This is a genomic window from Dysgonomonas sp. 521 (assembly GCF_010501055.1).
Classification (GTDB): domain Bacteria; phylum Bacteroidota; class Bacteroidia; order Bacteroidales; family Dysgonomonadaceae; genus Dysgonomonas.
In genome coordinates, this window is sequence record NZ_QVMO01000013.1 from 38605 (window position 1) to 61315 (window position 22711).

The 22711-nt window shown below is 42.1% G+C and carries 14 protein-coding genes; 10 read left to right on the plus strand and 4 right to left on the minus strand.

Features of this window, described 5'->3' with window-relative positions; translation table 11 throughout:
- Positions 1 to 52: 52 nt before the first annotated feature.
- Complete coding sequence (locus D0T84_RS06260; protein ID WP_163307025.1) at positions 53 to 1219, minus strand: exo-beta-N-acetylmuramidase NamZ domain-containing protein; 1167 nt, start codon at positions 1217 to 1219, stop codon at positions 53 to 55.
- A 652-nt stretch (positions 1220 to 1871) separates the two neighbouring features.
- Here D0T84_RS06260 and D0T84_RS06265 point away from each other — a divergent pair.
- The 9 genes from D0T84_RS06265 (at position 1872) to D0T84_RS22835 (ending at position 16364) form a co-directional block, all read left to right on the plus strand.
- Positions 1872 to 3731 (plus strand): PQQ-binding-like beta-propeller repeat protein, encoded by a 1860-nt coding sequence (locus D0T84_RS06265; protein ID WP_163307026.1) that lies wholly within the window; start codon positions 1872 to 1874, stop codon positions 3729 to 3731.
- A gap of 512 nt (positions 3732 to 4243) precedes the next feature.
- Complete coding sequence (locus D0T84_RS06270; protein ID WP_163307027.1) at positions 4244 to 7720, plus strand: TonB-dependent receptor; 3477 nt, start codon at positions 4244 to 4246, stop codon at positions 7718 to 7720.
- Positions 7721 to 7731: 11 nt separating this feature from the next.
- Entirely contained in the window at positions 7732 to 9594 is a 1863-nt protein-coding gene (locus D0T84_RS06275) for a RagB/SusD family nutrient uptake outer membrane protein (RefSeq protein WP_163307028.1), read from the plus strand.
- A gap of 157 nt (positions 9595 to 9751) precedes the next feature.
- Positions 9752 to 10696, plus strand: coding sequence for an ROK family protein (locus tag D0T84_RS06280; protein WP_163307029.1), 945 nt, complete (start codon positions 9752 to 9754; stop codon positions 10694 to 10696).
- A 9-nt stretch (positions 10697 to 10705) separates the two neighbouring features.
- Positions 10706 to 11863: a sugar MFS transporter gene (locus tag D0T84_RS06285; RefSeq protein ID WP_163307030.1), complete on the plus strand. Its 1158-nt coding sequence runs from the start codon at positions 10706 to 10708 to the stop codon at positions 11861 to 11863.
- 15 nt (positions 11864 to 11878) lie between these two features.
- Complete coding sequence (locus D0T84_RS06290; RefSeq protein WP_163307031.1) at positions 11879 to 12640, plus strand: sugar isomerase domain-containing protein; 762 nt, start codon at positions 11879 to 11881, stop codon at positions 12638 to 12640.
- A 231-nt stretch (positions 12641 to 12871) separates the two neighbouring features.
- Complete coding sequence (locus D0T84_RS06295) at positions 12872 to 13636, plus strand: creatininase family protein (RefSeq protein ID WP_163307032.1); 765 nt, start codon at positions 12872 to 12874, stop codon at positions 13634 to 13636.
- Positions 13637 to 13821: 185 nt separating this feature from the next.
- A complete protein-coding gene (locus tag D0T84_RS06300) occupies positions 13822 to 15681 on the plus strand; it encodes a glycoside hydrolase family 9 protein (protein ID WP_255495232.1) in 1860 nt (619 codons plus the stop codon).
- A 65-nt stretch (positions 15682 to 15746) separates the two neighbouring features.
- Positions 15747 to 16364, plus strand: coding sequence for a polysaccharide deacetylase family protein (locus D0T84_RS22835; RefSeq protein ID WP_370525452.1), 618 nt, complete (start codon positions 15747 to 15749; stop codon positions 16362 to 16364).
- Positions 16365 to 16396: 32 nt separating this feature from the next.
- Here the strand turns inward: D0T84_RS22835 and D0T84_RS06305 are convergent, their stop codons facing one another.
- Positions 16397 to 16543 carry a hypothetical protein gene (locus D0T84_RS06305; RefSeq protein ID WP_163307033.1) on the minus strand — a complete coding sequence of 49 codons (147 nt, stop codon included), beginning with the start codon at positions 16541 to 16543 and terminating at the stop codon, positions 16397 to 16399.
- Positions 16544 to 17416: 873 nt separating this feature from the next.
- Between D0T84_RS06305 and D0T84_RS06310 the strand changes: the two genes are divergently transcribed.
- Entirely contained in the window at positions 17417 to 20431 is a 3015-nt protein-coding gene (locus D0T84_RS06310; RefSeq protein ID WP_163307034.1) for a xanthan lyase, read from the plus strand.
- Positions 20432 to 20489: 58 nt separating this feature from the next.
- Here the strand turns inward: D0T84_RS06310 and D0T84_RS06315 are convergent, their stop codons facing one another.
- A complete protein-coding gene (locus D0T84_RS06315) occupies positions 20490 to 21338 on the minus strand; it encodes a hypothetical protein (protein WP_163307035.1) in 849 nt (282 codons plus the stop codon).
- A gap of 156 nt (positions 21339 to 21494) precedes the next feature.
- Complete coding sequence (locus tag D0T84_RS06320) at positions 21495 to 22640, minus strand: enolase C-terminal domain-like protein (protein WP_163307036.1); 1146 nt, start codon at positions 22638 to 22640, stop codon at positions 21495 to 21497.
- Between the last annotated feature and the right edge of the window lie 71 nt (positions 22641 to 22711).

Sequence of the window (22711 nt, forward strand, 5' to 3'; positions counted from 1 at the left end):
AATTTATAATTCATAATTCATAATTCATAATTCATAATTTATAACTGGGTTATTACTCTTCATATAATAAGTAAGGTTTGCGCTGTACTTTAAATTTTTCCACATCGCTTTTCCACATTGCTTTTATTTCGTCCGCCGTTTTTCCCTGAATAATCATATTGCGGACATAGCTCACTCCGATTAGCTTTTCGAAGAACGAAGTGAAAAATTTGTCGCCCATTCCCAGGTTCTTGTATGCGTCTATTATATACGATAGGTCTATGCCTTTATTATAAATATCCTCATCGGGTATATTTCTGAGGTCAACACCATAACATTTTTGATTCAGTAACGGCGGATTCTTTGCTCCGGGTATGCTCCTCGGTGTAAAGCTAAATGTGTAACCCTTCATTCTCGGGTGTCCGTATGCCTGAAACGGAAAAGATGTGCCACGCCCCAGGCTCACAGGAGTGCCTTCGAACAGGCAGGTGGATGGGTACAGGTATATCGATTTCATATTCGGCAGGTTGGGAGAAGGGGCTATCGGTACTTGATACATTGTGCGGTGCGTATAATTTCTGCATTTTACGACAGTGAGGTCGCATGCCCTGTTGTACGAGAGCCAGTGTTCTCCGTTTACCATCAGGGCCAGTTCACCCAAGGTCATTCCATGCACAACCGGTATTGGAAGCCCGCCTACCCCCGACTTGTATTTCATATCCAGTATAGGGCCGTCTACATAGTGCCCGTTTGGGTTGGGGCGGTCGAGTACGATGAATTTTTTATTGTATTCGGCGCAGACGTCCATAAGCCTTACCATTGTGATATAATAGGTGTAAAACCGGAGCCCTACATCCTGAACGTCGAAAACCATTACATCGAACGAGTCCATCGATTCTTTGCTTGGCTTTCGGCTTTTACCGTCATATAGAGACCTTATGGGTATACCCGTTTTTTTGTCTACCGAGCTTGAAACATGCTCCCCTGCATCGGCATTCCCTCTGAAGCCATGTTCGGGTGAAAAGATTGTAGTAACATTTATTCCATCGCCAACCAACATATCCAGCAGATGTTTATTGCCGACTATGCCTGTATGATTAGAGTGCAAAGCGACACGTTTGCCCTTCAATAACGGATAGTATTCGTCTGTGAATTCTGCTCCGACCAGAACAGCATTGTTTTGCCCATAGATATTGAGGATAAAGAGCAATAAAAAAGTTGTATTTAATAATCTTTTCATACTATAATCTTGTTTTCAAAGTCTGTATGGAAACTCGCATGGTAAAATTATCATGTGCTTTGGCGAATTGTTATTCATGCTCGTTTTCATAGTTCAATTCTTTGATTCTTTAATTAAAACACCAAAGATAAAAGATTAGAGGCTATTATAGTTCAGTGGTTTTTATTTTATTGGATTCTTTGACAAATATAAGTGGATATATTTGAATAATAAACACCGGGATTGGAATAAAATATTTAAATTAACAATAATTTATAGTTATATACATATATTTACAATTAAGTATTTGCTTTTTCTTTTTAGTTGCTTTGTATGTGGTTTATTCCTGTTTTTATTCCCTTGTATTTGATTGTTTGCTGCTGTATTTATAGTGTATTATCTTAATAAAACTGAATATATGTAACTAAATATAAAAATGTGGAGTTTGCTTTATTTTGTTTAATAGTATTAATACATTATATATGAATACTTTGTGTTTATTTTCTATTAATGTCAGCTTGTTATTAATATTAAAATATGTAAATGAAATGCAATAAAATATAAAATAACCGAATAACTCGAAAAAGATATATAAAAACCTTATATATTTGTAATGCTCAAGTAGTGGAACGTGAACTTAATTGTTCTTTAAACAGTGACAAAGCCTATTTCTATGAAGAACTTATCTTTTTATTTATCTGTTTTCATTCTTTCTTTTTCCCTTTTATCTGCAACTCCGGTAAAGGGACAGGGGTTTCGCTTTGCCTTAATCACCGATCTGCATATAACAAAAGACTCATTAGCATATAATGATTTAAGTAGAAGTGTCAGGCAGATAAATAACACTCCTGATATCAGTTTTGTTTTGGTTACAGGAGATTTGACGGAAGAAGGAGACAGGGCTTCCCTGCAAAAAGTAAAAGACCAGCTGGATCAACTAAAAGTAAAATATTATATTGTATCCGGTAATCATGAAACAAAGTGGAGTGAGTCAGGCTCTACAGATTTTGGGCATATATTCGGAAGCGAAAGATTTAAATTCCAACATGGCGGATATACATTCTTAGGCTTTGGTACAGGGCCTATCATCCGTATGATGGACGGGCATGTGGCTCCGCAGGATATTTCATGGCTTAAAGAAGAGTTTTCGTCAGCTAAGGCAGGTACTCCTTTTGTGCTGGTGACGCATTATCCGTTGCAGGATGGCGACGTTGACAACTGGTACGAGGTAACTGACCTTGCCCGAAACTACAACGTCAAAGTCTTCTTGGGCGGGCATTACCATAGCAACAGGATGTTGTCTTATGACGGCATTCCCGGCATACTGAACCGTTCTAATTTAAGGGATAAAGCTGATGGGCTTGGAGGTTATTCATTGTATGATGTTACCAACGACTCGATTATCGTATACGAACAGAAAATAGGGCAGGAACCTCGCAAATGGGGTGGCTACTCATTGAATGAACAATATTATACAGCCGATAATTCATCTTATAAGCGCCCTTCAGATTCTGTAAATCATATTTATCCCCAGGTAAAGGTATCATGGATTACAAAAATAGGTAATACGATCTATTCTTCCCCTGTAGTGTATAAAGATAAAGTTTATGTAGGCGACGATGCCGGAGTGCTAACCTGCTTGTCGCTAAAGGATGGAAAGGAAATCTGGTCTTATAAGTCGGATAATAGGATAGTAGGTACTCCTGCCGCTGAAAATGATGTGGTTGTATTTGGATCGGCAGATAAGAATATTTATGGCGTAGACGCGAATACGGGGAAACAGATATGGAAATATCCGGCCCGGGAAGCTGTACTTGGTGCAGTAACCATAGAAAACGGTATCGCCTATATTGGTGCCAGCGACCATACGATGAGAGCCTTGGATATTAAGACCGGCAGCCTTGTTTGGGAATATGCGGGGGTAAAAGGATATATTGAAACCCGCCCTCTGCTGTACCAGGATAAAGTGATTTTCGGAGCATGGGACAATAATATGTACGCATTGGACAAGCAGACCGGAAACCTGTTGTGGAAATGGGACGGAGGATTGACCAGAATGCATTTTTCACCTGCCGCGGTTTGGCCGGTAGCTGCTCACGGTAAAGTATTCTTTACCGCGCCCGACAGAGTGATGACCGCCTTAGATGCAAATACAGGAGAAACAATCTGGCGGACAAAGGAATCTATGGTCAGGGAGACAATCGGATTGTCAGCGGATGAATCCAGACTATACAGCAAGACCATGCAGGACAGTGTGGTTTGTTATTCAGCTACAAGTAATGCCCCTGAAAAGATATGGTCGGTAAATGTGGCATACGGATACGATCATGCGCCATCTATGCCTGTAGAAAAGGACAGTGTAGTATTCGGGAGTACAAAAAATGGTTTGATCTTCGCTTTGGATGCAAAAAGCGGAAGGCTGCTGTGGAAACATAAAATAGGAAATTCATTAATAAATACAGTTGTGCCGTTGAGTGGCAAAGGATGTGTATTTACTTCGAGTGAAGGTATCGTAGGCTTATTGAACAACTGAGCTGACAGGCATTGGGCGGATTATAAAACAGGACCTAACTTAAATTAAATATTTGTATAACCCCTATAAAATTATCTTATGAAAAAAATACGTTAAACCTAAATTAATCTTCAGATCTTCTCATGTTTTAGTACTTAGTATATGAATCAAAAGTAAGCTTGAAAAAAGAAAAGAACTACAGTCAAAGAAAAACTATTATGATAAAAATAAAGCAAAATATATCAACTTTTTATACCGTTTTTGCACCTGCAAATTTGGTGATTAGCTGTATTTTGCTAAAGAGAGAAAAGAAAGAGACTAATCTCATTAAACCCATTTTCGGAAGGGCAAATATTTGGAAGACAATATTTGTTCCGGAATTCTATTTGTCTAAATCTTAGTTCGTGCAACAGTCTTGTTGTGTGAATTAGGGTTTTATTGTATTAAAGAAACGGTGTTCCGTTTATACGCAAAAGTTAATCTTCGATTCATATTAGTTAGAAAAAAAGTATCAAATTAATAAACAAAGTATTATGAATAACTCTAAAAAACACAGAAAAACACTGTCGAAGAAGATTCTTTGTTTGTTGGCTATCGGACTGGTTTATTCGTCCTTAGGGTATAGCTATGCCTATGGTTCGCCGGAATCAAAAGGTATAATGGAACAACAACAAACAAAAATTACAGTTCAGGGAAAGGTCGTTGACTCTAAAGGCGAGCCGCTTATCGGAGTAAGTGTGACCGTAAAGGGAACAACCAATGGTACTCTCACTGATATTGATGGTAATTACACAATAAATACTACATCTGATGCTACTTTGACATTTTCGTATGTTGGTTACAAACAGCAGGCTTTTGTTGTTGGCACCAGAAACGCGATAAATGTGACAATGGAAGAAGATTCTACAATGATGTCGGAGGTAGTAGTCGTAGGATATGGAGCACAAAAGAAAGAAAACCTTACAGGTGCGGTAGCATCGGTAGATATAGGCAAAACGTTGGAGAGCCGTCCTATTGCCGACGTCGGTCGTGGATTGCAGGGTTCGGTTCCCGGTCTTTCTGTTGTTATCCCGAATGGGGAAGTAGGTTCTGATCCGGTAATGAAAATCCGTGGGCAGATCGGTTCTATCCAGGGTAACGCTAATCCATTAATTTTGCTCGATAACGTGGAAATACCTAGTATACAGATGATCAATCCGGATGATATAGAATCTATATCAGTATTGAAGGATGCGGCATCATCATCTATCTATGGAGCAAAAGCTGCTTTCGGTGTAATCCTGATTACAACAAAAAAAGGAGCTAAATCGGAGAAAATATCTGTTCAGTACTCAAACAATTTCTCATGGGCAAAAGCTGCTACTGATATAAATATGGCCGGTATCGACGGGCTTGAATATTCTATGCAGGCAGCAGAGCGTGTGGGTAGTTCGGTTACCGGAGCTTTCTTCCTTTTAGATAGAGCCAGCTTGGAAAGAGCTAGAGAATGGCAGGCTACCTATGGTGGCAAAGTAGGCCCTAATGATCCTGTAGTATATGGCCGCGACTGGTATCTGAGCGGATCCAGCAAAATGGGAGTTCGTCTTTATAACGCTTATGATCACCTTATCGAGGACTGGTCGCCAACACAGACTCATAATCTGTCAGTTAGTGGTACTACCGGTAAGACTACATTCAATGTTAACTTAGGATACTTCGATCAGGATGGTATGAATAAAGCAGCTAAAAAAGATAATTTCAGACGTTACAATGCAGCTGCGCGTGTTAATACCGAGATTAATAAATACGTATCGGTTCGGGCAGGACTTTTGTTCTCACAGCGTACAAAGAGTTATCCGTTTGTAAGTACGTCCACTACTGCTGACGCATGGTATTACATGTATCGTTGGGGACCATTACAACCTTACGGCACTGACGAACAAGGCAGGGTAATGAGAAGTCCGGCTCAGGAATTTTCCCAGGCTAATACCGCTACCCAACAATATAATTATACAAATGTAAATATTGGCGCTACAGTTAACATTCTTAAGGGATGGACTCTGGATGCCGATTATACATTCTCCAATAATGAATATTTGTGGGACAGGCCGGGTATGAGATATACTGCGTTGAACAGCTGGGGTGGTGCTATTGACAGGCTCGATGCCAGTGGCAATCAGTATTACGTCAACAGTGCTGGAGAAGTGGTGCCGGAAGGAACTCCGGGTGCGATGCTGGCCAAACAGCTGGTGCATGAAACATATACATCCAAAGGCTATGCTATGAATGACATAATCTACCGTCGTTCGGAGAATACACAACAAGGAACGTCCAATGTATATACTACATACAATCTTAATGTAGCTAATGATCATACATTCAAAGCTATGGTTGGGTTGAACTGGGTAAAATGGAAGAAAAAATATAACTGGTCTCAGAAGACAGAAATACTGGATTTTAACAATCCTCAGTTCGATTTGGCCTCAGGAGTTCAGACTACTGGCGGTGGTACAGAGTGGGAATCTCAGTTAGGTTATTTCGGTCGTTTGAATTATATGTTCAAAGACAGGTATCTGTTAGAAGCGAATATCCGTTACGACGGTTCTTCTAAATTCCCTAAAGACCTGAAATGGCGTTGGTTCCCTTCTTTCTCGGCAGGATGGGTAGTATCCAATGAAGCCTTTATGAAACCTTTAGACCCTGTATTGAGCTTTATGAAGTTGAGAGGATCATGGGGATCTATCGGAGACCAGTCTGTAGCTTCCAATTTATATGTCTCTACGCTTTCTTATGCTCAAACGACATGGCTCAACGGCTCAACTAAATTTGGTAGATTTTCAACTCCTAATGCTGTAGACCAATATATTACATGGCAGAATATAGAAACACTGGATTTTGGTGCTGATTTACGTTTCTGGAAAGACAAAGTGGGCTTAACTTTTGACTGGTATCAGCGATATACACGCGATATGATTACTCCTGGTGTTTCCCTGCCTGCAACATTTGGCGCTCCGGTTCCGGTTGGTAACTATGGAGAATTGAGAACAAGGGGATGGGAATTAACAGTCGACCTCAATCACCGTTTTGACAATGGTATTGGTATCAATCTGATGGCAACCGTTTCCGACGCCACCAGTTATATCACAGATTATCCCGAAGGAGCCTTTAAGAATATTACGAATACATGGACCTATTATAATGGAAAACGTTATGGAGATATATATGGCTATAAGACAGCCGGTTTATATCAGAAGGACGACTTTGTATATGGAGCCGATGGAAAAATTGAAACGATCGTAGTGGACGGAGTTACAATGAACAAACTGAAAGGAGATAATCCTGTTTATCAGCCGAAACTTCAGAATTCAAACAATTTCATTTTTGGACCGGGTGATGTTAAATTTGTAGACATAGACGGTGACGGAAGAGTAGATAACGGAAGCGGTTCTGCCGACGATCCGGGAGATATGGTTGTAATCGGTAATTCAACCCCTCGCTATAATTATGGCTTCCGCATAGGTGGAGACTATAAAGGCTTCGACGTATCATTGTTCTTCCAGGGTGTTGGAAAACGCGATATATGGGGTGGCGGTGGTCTGGCAATACCGGGCTTCAATACAGCCGATGGTGCTATGCCTCAGACGTTCGCCGGAGATTTCTGGACAGAAGAAAATACAAATGCATTCTATCCACGTCCTTACAATCAGGCAAATGCGAATAATACAAATAATATGCAGGTACAGTCTCGCTACTTGTTGAACATGGCCTATCTAAGGCTTAAGAATGTTACATTAGGCTATTCCCTGCCTGCAAATATTATCAGGAAGGCTTATCTGACAAATGCGCGTGTGTACATGTCTTTGGAAAATATTGCGACATGGGACAACCTGAGAGGATTGCCTATCGACCCTGAAGTTGTTACCGGTTACTCAATGTGGGATACCGTAAACAGTAACTATAACTCGGGACGTACAGGGGTAGGTGCCCCATTGTTTAAAAATGTTTCGTTTGGTGTTCAGCTAACATTCTAAAATTGATTATTATGAAAAAGAATAAAATAAGAAAGGTAATTTCTGCACTGATTTTATCGGGGATATTGATTATATCCGGCTGTAGCGACAGCGTCTTGGATCGTCCCCAGTTAAATGATATGACTGATGCAAGTTATTGGACAACAGAAGAGAATGTTCGGATGTATGCCAATGAATTTTATACCCAGTTCTTTGTAGGATATAGTTCGGGATGGGGTATTGATTATACACCTGTCAGAGGATTTATATTTAGTGATGATGTTGCTAAAAAGAATAAACAGACATTATTTGAAAATAGCGTGCCTACCACCAGAGGGAATATGATGGTGCTGCCCAACAGTACATCGGTTCCGGGTTGGCTGAGTACTTATGCAGGTCCCAACTGGTATTTCGGATGGATAAGAAAAGCAAACCTGATGCTTAATCGTCTTGACAACAATATGACCACCGTTCTTCCTACCGAATCCTTTAACCATTGGACTGCCGTGGCACGTTTCTTCCGTGCATTGGATTATTGCCGTCTGGTTAGTGTTTTTGGCGATGTACCATATTACGACAGGGAACTAGCCACATCCGAAACAGAAGAACTCTATAAGGACAGGACTCCACGCAATCAGGTAATGGATGCCATTTATGACGATTTCAAATTTGTATTGGCTAATATCCGTACTAGCGATGGCAACCAGTCTCTAAACAGAGATGCGGCCGCAGGATTTATATCCCGTTGGATGCTATTTGAAGGTACCTGGCAAAAATATCAGGCAGGAGACGAAACCAGAGCTAAAAAGTTCCTCGATTTTTCGATAGAAGCATCGGAGATAATTATGAACTCAGGCAAGTATGAGATTGAGACCGATACCCGTACCCTGTTTGGTTCAGATAACCTGGCAGGAAACAAGGAATGTATCATGTACAGGCATTATGATGCTTCTCAGAGTGTAACTCACCATATAGCCTCTTACTCTAACCTGACAGAAACTCCTGATACAGGCGCTAACTTAGATTTGGTTAAAGCATTTATTTGTAGTGACGGTAAAGTATGGCAGAATTCAAAATTAACTAATACAGATAAGTTTGATGTTGAAAACCTGATGAAAACCCGTGACCCTCGCTTCGAAGCTTCTTTCTGGGACAAGCCAAGATCTCAATCTCCTACATTACTTTATCCTGTTAAGTTTATTGATAGGGAGGGGCCTACAAACGCGGGAGGATCATATCCTTCAAGATATGCAAGTAATACAAATACGAACGATGCACCGGTTATACGCTTGGGCGAAATCCTGCTAAACTGGATTGAAGCAAAAGCAGAACTGGCTGCTATGGGTGGCGCTGCTGTTACCCAGTCCGATATAAATAAGACTATAAATGCACTTCGTGACAGGCCGTTAGCCGCTGAGGCTATAGATAAAGGCATTGTTAAAAGCGCTCACCTGAGCCTTACGTCATTACCTGTAGATCCTAAACGTGACGCGGATGTATCTGCGCTGATATGGGAAATCCGCCGCGAACGCCGTATGGAATTATTCTTTGAACATTCACGCCTGCTAGACCTGAAACGCTGGAAGAAGATTGATTATATGAAAACATCGGCTAACAAGGACTTATATACCGGAGTATGGTGCGATTTACCGGCTGAATTACCGGAACTGGTAGCAGAAGGAATGAAGGATAAGACTCAGATAATGAAGGCTGACGGTACTGTAGTTGTTTTCAATGGAACAAATGCTGCCGATATGATTGGATATTATCTTCCTGAAGGTGTAAGTGGAAGGGATGATTTCACAGACCGTGTTTATCTGGCGCCTATCGGAAAAGATCAGATCGACTTGTACGAAAGCCAGGGCTTTAAGCTGACTCAGACAACAGGTTGGTAATAATGTAACGAGGTGAAGAAAATAGGTTCTACATTCTTCATATAAAATTAGGCTTTAGATTTTTTGATAAAAGGAGACATCATAATGTTTAAGTTGTCTCCTTTTATTTCTAAGATTGTAATATCCCGGTTATACCAAACCCAAAATAGTAGAAAATATGTCAGTGATAGGAATTGACTTGGGAGGTACAAAAATTACAGGAGCTCTCTTCGACCCTCAGGGAAATGTGCTCCAAAAAACAGCATCCTTGTTAGAACATCGGCAAGGAAAAGAAGTCGGACTTCTTATTACAGAAACAATAGATAATCTCATTAGCGATTGTCGAACAGATGTAAATGCCATTGGAATCTGTATACCCGGAATAGCGAACAGCCAGACCGGAAAAGTATGGGCTCCGAATATCAAAGGGTGGGAAGACTATCCTTTACAACAAGAACTCGAAAATCATTATCACCATATAAAAATAAATATAGCAAGTGACAGGACATGCTATATATTGGGCGAAACATGGAAAGGCGCTGCCATAGGTTGTAGCAATGCCCTGTTTATCGCAGTAGGGACAGGTATAGGTGTCGGCATACTGATTGACGGACACATACTGCATGGACATGGAGATATCGTAGGCGCGGCGGGTTGGCTGGCCTTAAATAGTACATATCAGGATGAATACAAGGCTTACGGTTGCTTCGAAAGCCACGCCTCAGGCAATGGAATAGCCAGGCAGGCTAAAAAGATATTGGAAGAAGGTCGTCTTTTCAAAGATAGCGTCCTTTGTAAGAAAGAGATAGAATCTGTTACTACCCAGGATATATTCAGAGCCTGCGAAGAAAATGACCCGTTGGCAAAACATGTCCTCTACAAGGCGGTAGAATTATGGGGGATGGCTTCCGCAAATCTGGTAAGCCTGCTGAACCCTGAAAAGATCGTATGGGGTGGCGGCGTTTTTGGCCCTGCTACGCAATTCTTAGACCATATATACGATGAAGCCTGCAGGTGGGCGCAACCCATAAGCATAAAACAGGTAAAATTTGAAAAATCCCAACTATGTGGCGATGCCGGGCTGTATGGCGCAGGTCATTTGGCTCTCCGCTCACTCAAATAAGGATACCTTATGTATAAAAAAAATCTTGTCTATATAGCTGCTTGCATCGGAATGGCTTTTTTCGGGGTCGCGTTCATTGTAATGGGCTCAGTATTGCCTTCGTTGACTGTCAAGTATAACCTCGATGCCGTAGGAGCCTCCTCTTTGGTTACTTTCCTGCCTATCGGGGTATTGCTGGGTTCGCTTATATTCGGGCCGGTAGTAGACAGGTTCGGCTACAAAATGCTGCTGATAGTCAGCACAGTCTTCACATTATTAGGACTGGAAGGCTTATCATTCTTCGATAATATGAATGTTCTCCGTTTCTGTATTTTCCTGATCGGGCTAGGCGGAGGCATGCTGAACGGGTCTACAAATGCCTTGGTGTCCGATATTTCGGATGATAAGGACAGGAGTTCGAAACTCAGTATATTGGGTGTCTTTTATGGAATCGGGGCATTAGGTGTACCTTTTCTTCTGGGTATGCTGTCCAAAATTTACACCTATGAAATAATCCTTCAATGGACAGGTGGCTTTATGCTGCTTTGTGCCCTTTACTTTATTACCATAAAATTCCCGGAACCGAAGGTTAAGCAGGGCTTCCCGATAAAGAAAGCATTCGGATTGATAAAAGAACCATTATTATTGGTAATGAGTTTTTTCCTGTTTTTCCAAAGTGGTATGGAAGGGCTTTTTAATAATTGGACGACAAGCTATTTGAAAGGCACAACGCCTATCGAAGAAGGGAATATAATCCTTACCCTTACTTTCTTTGTGCTGGGAATGACCGTTGCCCGGTTGGCCTTAAGCTACTTGCTGCAGGTAGTGAAGCATTTCAGGATACTTATAGGCGGTATCACAATAGCTATGATAGGGATCGTTATGCTTCATTATTCCTCAGAATTCCATATTGCCGCGGTTAGTTTATTCTTAGCGGGTTTTGGCTTGGCGGCGGGTTTCCCTGTTGTTGTCGGGCTTATCGGCTCGGTTTACAAAGAAGCTACCGGAACAGCTATCGGGTTGGCTCTGTTCATCGCCCTGAGTGGAAATTCTATACTTAATTACATCATGGGACATATCTCAAAAACCTTTGATATATCATCATTCCCTGTATTCTTAGCCATACTATTGGCTCTACAAGGAATTATCGTATTAATGAATTCAAAAACAATAAATTATAAATCTTAAAAACGAAGAACAATTATGTTAGCATTAGAATGGTTGGCAAATGCCCGTGGCATTATGCAAAAGATCGAAGACACACAGTTAGAAAATATAAAGAAGGCAGCCGCGATTATGGCGGACAGTATCGGTTCCAATCATTGGGTACATACTTTCGGATGTGGCCATGCTACTATTCCTGTTGAGGAGATGTATCCGCGTATCGGCGGTTTTGTCGGATTCCACCCGATGGTGGAGCTTCCGATGACGTTCTTTACCGGTATCACAGGACAGATGGGAATCCATCAGTTTTTATTCCTTGAGCGCGCCGAAGGATACGGCAACGCGATAATGAAAGCATATAACTTCAACGATAAGGATTGTATCTGGATTTTCTCCCATACGGGAATCAATAATGTGAATATTGATGTTGCCCTGCGTGCTAAAGAGCTGGGGATGAAGGTTATCGTATACGGTTCTGCGGCCGAAGCAAAAGGGAAGACCACCCGCCATCCGAGCGGTAAAACATTATTCGAAATTGCCGATGTCGTTGTAGACTCATGCGTGCCTGTAGTTGACGCGTCTGTTCCGTTGAAAAACCATCAGGACAAGATCGGCCCTGTATCTACACTCGGATTCGTTACACTGGTATGGATGACTATTACCACTGTGGCTGAGATATTAGCCGACAGGGGTGTTAAACTGTACATCCATCCGTCCCATAATGTGCCGGGCGATACTACCGCGCACGAACGTCTCGACGCATGTCTGGCTGAATATAAAAAACGTGTATCTACAATCTAAGTAAGTGATAGAAAGTATTTATTGCAACATAATACTCGTTCTTGTCATGCTGACGACAGGAAGCATCTCTTGCCTATTTTGCTTTTGAGAAACGAGATCCTTCGTACCTCAGGATGACAAAGAGAATGTTACATTAATTATTATAGATTACTTATTTATACAAAAAATATGTATTGTGTTGATTTTTATTATTTTGAAATCTTGAAACTTGAAATGTAAATTATATAAGCGATGGCAGACAATAAAGAACATATCGACCTCTCTATCGAGACTTATGGCAACATAAAGGATATATCTTATTCTTTTGCTGTACTGCCCTGGGGTGCAACCGAACCGCATAATTACCATCTGCCATACCTTACCGATTGTTATCTGGCACATGATATTGCTGTGGATGCTACCGCAAAAGCATGGGATAAATTTGGCGCTAAAGGAATGGTTTTACCCCCCATTCCTTTAGGTGCCCAAAATCCGGGACAGCGCGAACAGCCTTTTTGCCTGCATGCCCGATACGAAACCCAGAAATGCGTTTTAACGGATATAGTTGAGTCCTTAAACTATCAGGGCATTCATATACTGGTAATAATGAACGGGCACGGGGGAAACAGCTTCAAACAGATGATCCGGGATTTGGCGGTTGATTACCCGCAAATGACTATCGCTAGTTGCGATTGGTTTACGGTAGAGCCACAGGATGGCTATTTTGAAAATAAGGATGACCATGCCGGAGAAATGGAAACGTCTGTAATGATGCATTACCACCCCGGACTGGTAAACCTTGCAATGGCGGGGGATGGCGAGAGCAAACCGTTTAACATCGATTCGTTGAATGCAAAGGTTGCGTGGATACCCCGTAACTGGAGTAAAGTATCTGTTGATACGGGTATAGGGAATCCGAAAAAATCTTCGGCGGAAAAAGGAAAGCGTTTTGCTGATGTAGTTACCGATAAAATTGCTAAATTGTTTGACGAATTGGTCAATAAAAGTATTTATTGAAAAAAATAATTAATGGTGGGTGTCGTCTTTTTTACATACACATTGTTTCTGCGACTGTTGGTTGTCATCCTGACCGAAGGGAGGATTTCGTCCCTGATTAAGGGTCGGGATGCTTCGTTGCTCTGAGCATGACAAAGAGGAGATATGGCATCATTCTTTGAAAAAAACTTAATACCTGATAAAACATGAAACAACGTTATATACTCACTTCTCTGGTTGCTTTAGCGATGGCTCTCTCATCATACGGGCAATCTTCGTGGGTCAGAATAAATCAACTGGGATATTTACCGAAGAGCATTAAGGTTGCGGTGCTAATCTCAGCCGAAGAAATCACGTCCGACATCTCTTTTCGTGGAAGTAACGGGCAACCGCCTGTTTTGCCTGCGTCTCAGTATGGAACGCCCATTTTTTCTCTTATCGATGCCAAAACAGGGAAGACAGTATTCAGCGGACAGGGAAAAATTGCAGATGCTGCTTATTGGGGACTGAAATCGGCTTTCCGCCTCGACTTTTCGTCTGTTCAGGCAGAGGGCGATTATTATATCGAGGTCGCAGGGGTGAAATCTCCTCAGTTTAAGATCGGAGCAGATATTTACGAAGGATCTGTTGATTTTATGCTCAATTATATGCGCCGTCAGCGTTGCGGACAGAATAATTTTTTAGGCACTGTTTGTCATCAGCATGATGGTTATATCGTAGAACATCCCACCCGCACAGGCGAACGTATTGATGTTCGCGGAGGTTGGCACGATGCTGACGATAAATTGCAATATGTAACCACCACCGCAAGCGCTGTCTATCACATGATGTTGACCTACTATCAGGCAAAAGATAAATCAATCTTCAAAGACAATTACCGTGCCGATGCCAGCCCGGGCAGTAACGGCATTCCCGATATATTAGACGAAATCCGTTGGGGGCTCGACTGGTTATCCAGAATGAATCCTGCGCCTAAAGAAATGTACAACCAGATAGCCGATGACCGCGACCATGCAGGTTATGGCCTGCCACAAGACGACAATGTAGACTATGGCTGGGGACCCGGTAAGGGACGGCCGGTTTATTTCATTACCGGAGAACCTCAGGACCTGCCCAATCCCCGAAACGGAGAGATTCAACTGAACCGTACCACCGGAGTGGCTTCCACAGCGGGTAAGTTTGCCTCTTGTTTTGCGCTGGGCGCCGAACTGTTCAGGAATGTAGACCCTGCTTTTGCTAAAGTACTGTCTGATAAGGCAGAGCCTGCCTATGAATTTGCCCTTGAGAAGCCCGGAAATACCCAAACCGTATGTGTGGTTTCTCCATATTTTTACGAAGAAGACAACTATGTGGATGATATAGAGTTGGCGGCTGCTACATTCTATACCCTTACCAAAGATCCGAAATGGCGCGCCGAAGGCAATTACTGGGGACAGTTAGAACCTGTTAATCCATTGTGGGCATTCGGTTTTGCACGGCATTACCAGTTCTATCCATTTGTTAACCAAGGGCATCACCTGATGGCAAAATCCGAAGATGCGGTAACACGTAAAAAATTTACCGACTTTATGCGTCAGGGATTACAAACCATTCGCAACCGTGCAGCAAATGAACCGTTTATGAACGGTGTGCCTTATATCTGGTGTGCAAACTTCGCCGTTATTGGCGCTGCTTCTTATGCTCACCAGTACAAAGATATTTCGGGAGACAGTTCTTTTGAAGAAATGGAAGCTGCCCTGCGTGACTGGATTCTGGGTTGTAACCCTTGGGGATACTCGTTTATCGGAGGCTTCCCCAAAGGAGCTGTTTCTTCCAGAATGGACGATACCCGTTTGGGCGGATTGGTTGACGGGCCTATCGATGAAGGTTGGCATGATACGTTTTTGGGTGTTCCAAAGGTGAGCCGCGATAAAGATCCTTTAGCTGCTTTTCAGAATGGCCCCGCTGTATTCCATGAACATTCATACGGCACCAATGAGCCTGTAATTGACGGGACTTGTTATATGATGTATCACTTGTCCATGATGGAACAACTGGGAAAAGAACAAGCTGAAAAAAAAAAGTAAATAGCGTTACCGACAGTCAGGGCGCTACTGTCAGGCTGAATACCGATAAGAAAGTAATCCACCTGATATTCTCCGCTGACTCTGTATTCGAAGGAGCGCCTTCGATACTGAAAACGTTGGATAAAAATAAGATCAAAGCCTCGTTCTTCCTCACGGGAAACTGTTTGCGGATGAAAGAGCATGAGCCTGTTATCAAAGAGATTATCCGCAAGGGGCACTATGTAGGAGGTCACTCCGATAAGCATTTGCTGTATGCTCCGTGGGGCAACAGGCAGCAATCATTGGTAAGCGCTGATAGCCTGATTAATGATTTACGGCAAAATATGGCTGAATTGGCAAAATTTGGAATAGATATTTCTAAGGTGCATTACTACCTGCCCCCATACGAATGGTATAATCTGAGCAATGTGGGGTTGGTTGAAGCTCAGGGGCAGGTAGTAATCAACTTTACGTCAGGCCTGCGCACGGCTGCCGATTATACGACGCCCGATATGAAAAATTATATGTCGTCGCAGCAATTGATAGACCAATTGTTTACTTTTGAAAAAGAAAATGGGTTAAACGGGGGTATCATTCTCATTCATCCCGGAACACACCCAACCCGTACGGATAAATTATATTTAAGACTGGATGAAATAATAAAAGAACTGAAAAAGAAGGGTTATTCATTCGACCGTTTGTAAATAATGAAAAATATTTAGAGTTTGTTTAAATTTTATAGCAAATCTCTAAGTACATGACAAAATTTTATATCCTGCTGTAGGGGCATCCCCTTGTGGGTGCCCGTAAACGATGACAAGCGGGCAGGACAAGCCACTGCCTCTACATCGTCTCCAAATCGTGTTTGAATAATTTTTGTCATGTACTGTGAGCAAATCTTTTTTATAGCTATTTTTAGATGGATTTTATCATTTTTGCCAGCCGAACCAACGGTCAGCGGAGCTAATTAGCGGGCTAAACCAAGAGTAAAAAGGGAATTGAAAATCGGCGGAGCCAAAAATACGGTAAAAAGAGCATAAAAAAATTGCTAAGAACTATTGACCAGAACCTGTAATAAAAATTTTCGCTAAAATTTAAACAGGCTCTTATTAGAGTTTATATTCAATAAAAGAGTAAGATGCATATTTTTAGGAGTTTTAGTTGCCACGACTTTCAAGTCGTGGATAATAATACAGATAGAAAACGACTTTAGTCAAAACATTTTGGCTAGAAACTGTTTAAATTTTATTCGTTCAAATTTTTAGAGATGTTTTAGAGATGCTTTTTTTACATACGCTTCGCTCCTGTGACCGCTGGTTGAGTTGAGAGAAAGGAAAAAACAACCTAAAACAGCCTAAAAATGAACGAAGAAATAGGTGTAATAAAAAATTCGTATAAAATTTAAACAGTTTCTAAAGCCATTATCTGATTAGACTATATATCCTCCTGCTAAAGCAGGAGGCAATTAAATCACAGAGAATAAACTATATATAATCTTATTGAATATGCGAATCAAGGGTTAAATGTGCTATTTTTTGTCCCTTTAGGGACTGAATGTTGGTAGAAAGAAGCTTTAACCGGTTAATTGCGTGCCGTCAGGTACGCAATATCTACAGAACAATTCACATTTTGTACCTGACGGCACAAAAAAACGAATTTCATTCATGCTTCTACCAATATGATGTGCCTAACGGCACATTTAACCCTTGATTGGCATTAAATACAAACTCTATTAGAAATTTAAAATTCTAACATAATGAAAAAAATACTGGCTTTATGCCTTTTAGGTCTGTTCCTGTTTAATGGGATAAAAGCTCAGGATACACTTTCTGATGCCGTTAGGGAACAGATAGGAGCATACCTGACAGAGGTGGCAAACAAGGATGTCAGGACATATAAGGTGAAAATCGACTCTGTAGATATAAAGAATAAGACGGTAAGTTTATTTACCGGTGTCAATCTTTCTTATATCGCATTCCAAAAGCAGGAAGTAGATGCTATTTATACCAAGGTAAAAGGATTTTTACCCGAAAAATATAATAAATACAAAGTTGAGCTTATCACCGATACACGGAAAATAGAAGACCTCGTTCTGTTAGGTAAAGACAAAAAAGAACTTTTTGCAAATAAACTGGATAAACCTTTGGTAACGAATCTATCCAGACCGTATGTCCCTGACAGAGGATTACAGAACCATCATCTGGCTTTGTGGCAAAGTCATGGCTGGTATTACGAACAAAAGCTTACCCGCTGGGAGTGGCAGCGCGCGCGTATATTCCAGACTGTAGAAGATCTCTACACGCAGAGTTATGTCTTGCCGTATCTGGTGCCTATGCTTGAGAATGCGGGGGCGAATGTACTGTTGCCACGCGAGCGTGATATTCAGCGCCATGAAGTGATTGTAGACAATGATAAGAATAAAGATAGATCAATCTATAAAGAAGTTAATGGAAAAGACAGCTGGACAGCTGGCTCTAATGAAGGATTTGCATATTTGAAAGAGTCATATCTGGATGGAGAAAATCCATTCAGATCAGGCTCTTATCGTCAGGTAAAGACCATCAGCAAAGGAGACGCAAGCACCTGCGAATGGATACCCGATATTCCCGAAAAAGGGAGGTATGGGGTTTATATTTCGTATAAAACCGTTGAAAACAGCACGGATGACGCGCAATATACGGTCTACCATGCAGGAGGAAAGACCGGTTTCAGCATCAATCAGAAAATGGGTGGAGGCACATGGATATTCCTTGGTTTCTTTACGTTTGATAAAGGCGTAAATGATAAATGCAAAATTGTATTATCAAATAATAGCAATAAGGCAGGACGTATCGTTACCGCCGATGCAGTAAAGATTGGCGGGGGAATGGGTAATATCGCGCGGCTTCCTCATCCGAGCGGTATCGTAACCGACAATGCAAAAAGTTCGGAGTCGATAGCCGATAGTAATATAAAGAAATTGCCGGCTATAGATTACAAGCCCGAAACAAGCGGCTATCCCCGTTATACCGAAGGTGCGAGGTACTGGCTGCAATGGGCGGGTGTGCCGGATAGTGTTTATAATAAGAGCGAGAGCAAAAATGATTATACAGACGATTATCAGAGCCGTGGTTTCTGGGTAAATTATATTGCGGGAGGCTCTTCCGTATTGCCAAAGAGGGAGGGTCTGAATATACCGGTCGATCTGGCGATGGCATTCCATACCGATGCCGGTACTACTTTCAACGATTCTATCATAGGCACTCTGGGTATCTATATGACGCATCACAATAATGAGAAGTTTGAAAATGGCAAGACCCGTTGGGCTTCGCGTGACCTGACCGGAGTTATCATGGACGAGATAGTGAAGGATATCCGCCGTGAATATGAACCGGACTGGACTCGCCGCCACATGTGGAACCGTTCGTACAGCGAAGCCCGTGTGCCGAATGTACCTACCATGCTTCTGGAACTATTGTCACACCAGAATTTTGCCGATATGAAATACGGGCTTGACCCACGTTTCAGGTTTACGGTCAGCCGTTCCATCTATAAGGGTATGCTGAAGTTCGTAGCGTCACAATACGGATACGATTATGTGGTACAGCCATTACCTGTAAAGTCGTTCGGCGCTGAGTTTTCAGGTGATAGCCAGGTAGAACTGAAATGGCTTCCGGTAGAGGATGTAACCGAACCGACAGCGAAACCCGAAAAATATATTGTATATACACGTATCGGGGAGGGCGATTTCGATAACGGCGTAATAGTGAACGGTACGAATACGACTTTGCCGATAACGAAAGATATTATTTACAGTTTCAAAGTGGCTGCCCTAAATCAGGGAGGCGAGAGCTTTCCTTCCGAGATATTATCCGTATGCAGGAAATCGGATGAAAAAGGAACGGTATTGATTGTGAACGGTTTCGACAGGCTGTCTGCCCCGTATAGCTTTGCTACGAAAGACAGCATAGGGGGCTTTGTAGATTTTATCGATCATGGCGTACCTGATAAGGTGGAGTATAACTATATTGGCAGCCAGTACGAATTCAGGCGCATAATACCGTGGATGGACGATGATGCGGCTGGGTTCGGGGCAAGTAACGCCAATTTTGAAACAACTGCAGTTGCGGGTAATACATTCGATTATCCGGCAATGCATGGGAAATCTATAGCGGGTGCGGGTTATTCTTTTGTATCCGTTAGCAGGGATGCCGTTTCGGGTGGTACAGCAAAGATGGAGTCGTATAAACTGGTAGACTTAATACTGGGAAAACAACGGCAAACAAAGATAGGCAGGGGAGTCCATCCCGCCAAATTCAAGACTTTCCCGAAAGAGTTCCGTAACAGGATAGCCGATTATTGCAAACAGGGCGGAAATATTTTCGTCAGCGGGGCTTATGTAGCGTCCGACCTGTGGGATACGGAGAACCCTCAGGATGAAGATAAGAAGTTCGCCACGGATGTTTTGAAATATAAATGGCGTGTTGGCCGTGCAGCCGTAGAAGGCAACGTGAAAAGTGTGGCTTCTCCGTTCCCTGTGTTTTCAGGTAATTACAGTTTTTATAATAAACTGAATTCTATAGCTTACGCAGTGGAATCGCCTGACGCACTGGAACCTCAGGGAGAGAATAGTTATACAATATTCAGATATACGGAGAATAACCTCAGCGCAGGTATTGCTTACGATGGCGATTATAAAACCTGTGTGTTGGGCTTCCCGTTCGAAGCGATTAAAGATGAGAGTGAAAGGAATAATCTGATGTCAAATATTCTTTCCTTCATGTTTAAATAATGGTTGATTATCTTTTGAAAGAAAAAGGACACGGTTAAATGTGTCCTTTTTTCATTTTCTATATCAGTTGCCCGTTTTCCCTGTGATATTCAATTAAGCCTTTAATCGGATTTTCGATTATGACATCTATATAGATGCCTAAATCCTGAGCAATCTCCCGCAGTATAAACGAGTACATCTTGGCTACCGTGCCTACAAAGCGGATGGGATATTCGGTATATTCGTACTGGAGGATATTCCTTTCGAAGAAAGACCGCAGGCTGCGGCGCACCAGATTATTTATATAAGGATGTTCCAGATATTCGTAAAGAAAGAATGACATAACGGATAGAAGCCTGTTTGGGAAAGGCTTGGAATAGATATAATCCATTATCTCATCGGGGTCGATCTTGTACTTTTTATAAAAAGGATCTATCAGTTCTTTCGGGGCGAGTCCTTTTAAGCAATCGGATACAAAAGCCTTGCCCAATGAAGCTCCGCTTCCCTCGTCTCCCAGAATATAACCTAACGATTTTACATTTTTTACAATCGTCTCCCCATCGTAAAAACAGGAGTTGGAACCGGTTCCCAGAATACACGCTATTCCTGCTTCCTGCTGAAACAGGGAACGCGCCGCTCCCAAAAGGTCACTCTCGATGATGGATGGTGTTTTGAACTGGGCTTCTAAAGACGCCTTTACTACATTTTTCTTTTCGATGGATGAGCATCCCGCCCCGTAAAAATGTATGGAGTGAAATTTAGTTTTGAAGAAGACCGGCGGTAATTGTAAGCGTATGCTGCGGCTTATCTCTTTTCGGGTCTGAAAAAAGGGGTTGATACCATCTGACAGGAAATGTTCGACAATGCCGCTTCTATCTACCAGGCACCATTCTGTTTTGGTTGAGCCGCTTTCAGCTAATAATATCACGTATTTTTATATTTAGTTACGGTTACGAGTACTCTACCTTTTGAGTAGTTTGCTTACAAATTACGGAATCATGGACTCTAAAGTAGTAAGCTTTAAATTTTTGCAAAGATAACAAATTAAAATATCCGGGTCAATCCCGTATTAACATTTAGTCTGTCATATCTTTTCTGCTCCTATGCCCGGCTTATCTTCGAGATGGAGTTTGCCGTCTATTACTGTAGCCCCTTTAAAGCAGTCGTTGCTGATAAGGAGGTTACCATCCAGGTCGGCCCAGTCAACAGCCGGCGATAGTTGCGTGGCTGCCGAAATAGCGCAGGACGTTTCTGTCATGCAGCCTATCATTACTTTCATATTGGCCGCCCGTGCTACTGTGAGTATTTTTTGCGCTTCGCGCATACCCGTACATTTCATCAGTTTTATATTCACTCCGGTAAACGCTCCTTTCAGGCGCAGCACATCCTGTAGGCGCTGAAACGATTCGTCGGCAAATATCGGCAGCGGGCTTCGCTCTGTAACCCACGCGGCGTCATCCAGATTATATTTTGGCATCGGCTGTTCTATCATTACTATGCCTCTTTCTTTCAGCCAGTTTATCATGTCTAGCGCATAATGCTTGTCTTTCCATCCCTGATTGGCGTCTATGGCTATGGGTTTATCTGTGACGGTGCGTATGGCTTCTATCATCTGTTTATCGTTGTCGCGTCCCAGTTTTACTTTGAGTATATTATACAGGGGAGCGGCTTCACGGGTCTTTTGTTTTACGACTTCCTCCGTATCTATGCCGATGGTAAAAGTAGTAGAAGGTGTTTTTTCTTTATCCAATCCCCATATTTTGTACCACGGCTGTCCCATGATTTTGCCTGCCAGATCGTGTAGTGCAATATCGATAGACGCTTTTGCCGCGGTGTTATTTTCCGTGATTTTATCTACATAGGTCAGGATGTCTTCCAGTTCGAACGGGCTGGAAAATTGTTCCAGATTCACTTTTTTCAGGAATTCAATTACCGAAGCCTGCGTTTCGCCAAGGTAGGGTGGGAGAGAGGCCTCCCCGTATCCTGTAATGCCATCGTATGTAATTTCTGTGAGCACTACGGGCGTGGTAGTACGTGAAGAATTGGCGATGGTAAATACGTGGCGCAACTGTAAGTCGTATGGTTTGAAACTCAGTTTCATTTTCTTATTTAACTGAATTGTTTGCTTATTATTTCGTGCGAAGGCGGCCAGCGGGTTTCCCGACAGGAGGCCTGTGCCGATAGCCGTAGCAGCAGCTGTTTTTAGAAAATTGCGTCTTGACTGAGACATAGTATTATGTTTTAGATTATTTTTTAGCCCTCCCTGCTTCCCCTAAGCGGAGTAACAGCCCCTCCTGTGGA

Coding starts and splice junctions, on each gene's coding strand:
- D0T84_RS06260 (WP_163307025.1), bottom strand. CDS start 1,219: ATGAAAAGATTATTAAATACAACTTTTTTATTGCTCTTTATCCTCAAT.
- D0T84_RS06310 (WP_163307034.1), top strand. CDS start 17,417: ATGAAAAAAATACTGGCTTTATGCCTTTTAGGTCTGTTCCTGTTTAAT.
- D0T84_RS06265 (WP_163307026.1), top strand. CDS start 1,872: ATGAAGAACTTATCTTTTTATTTATCTGTTTTCATTCTTTCTTTTTCC.
- D0T84_RS06270 (WP_163307027.1), top strand. CDS start 4,244: ATGAATAACTCTAAAAAACACAGAAAAACACTGTCGAAGAAGATTCTT.
- D0T84_RS06295 (WP_163307032.1), top strand. CDS start 12,872: ATGGCAGACAATAAAGAACATATCGACCTCTCTATCGAGACTTATGGC.
- D0T84_RS06290 (WP_163307031.1), top strand. CDS start 11,879: ATGTTAGCATTAGAATGGTTGGCAAATGCCCGTGGCATTATGCAAAAG.
- D0T84_RS06275 (WP_163307028.1), top strand. CDS start 7,732: ATGAAAAAGAATAAAATAAGAAAGGTAATTTCTGCACTGATTTTATCG.
- D0T84_RS06300 (WP_255495232.1), top strand. CDS start 13,822: ATGAAACAACGTTATATACTCACTTCTCTGGTTGCTTTAGCGATGGCT.
- D0T84_RS06280 (WP_163307029.1), top strand. CDS start 9,752: ATGTCAGTGATAGGAATTGACTTGGGAGGTACAAAAATTACAGGAGCT.
- D0T84_RS06305 (WP_163307033.1), bottom strand. CDS start 16,543: ATGACAAAAATTATTCAAACACGATTTGGAGACGATGTAGAGGCAGTG.
- D0T84_RS06320 (WP_163307036.1), bottom strand. CDS start 22,640: ATGTCTCAGTCAAGACGCAATTTTCTAAAAACAGCTGCTGCTACGGCT.
- D0T84_RS06285 (WP_163307030.1), top strand. CDS start 10,706: ATGTATAAAAAAAATCTTGTCTATATAGCTGCTTGCATCGGAATGGCT.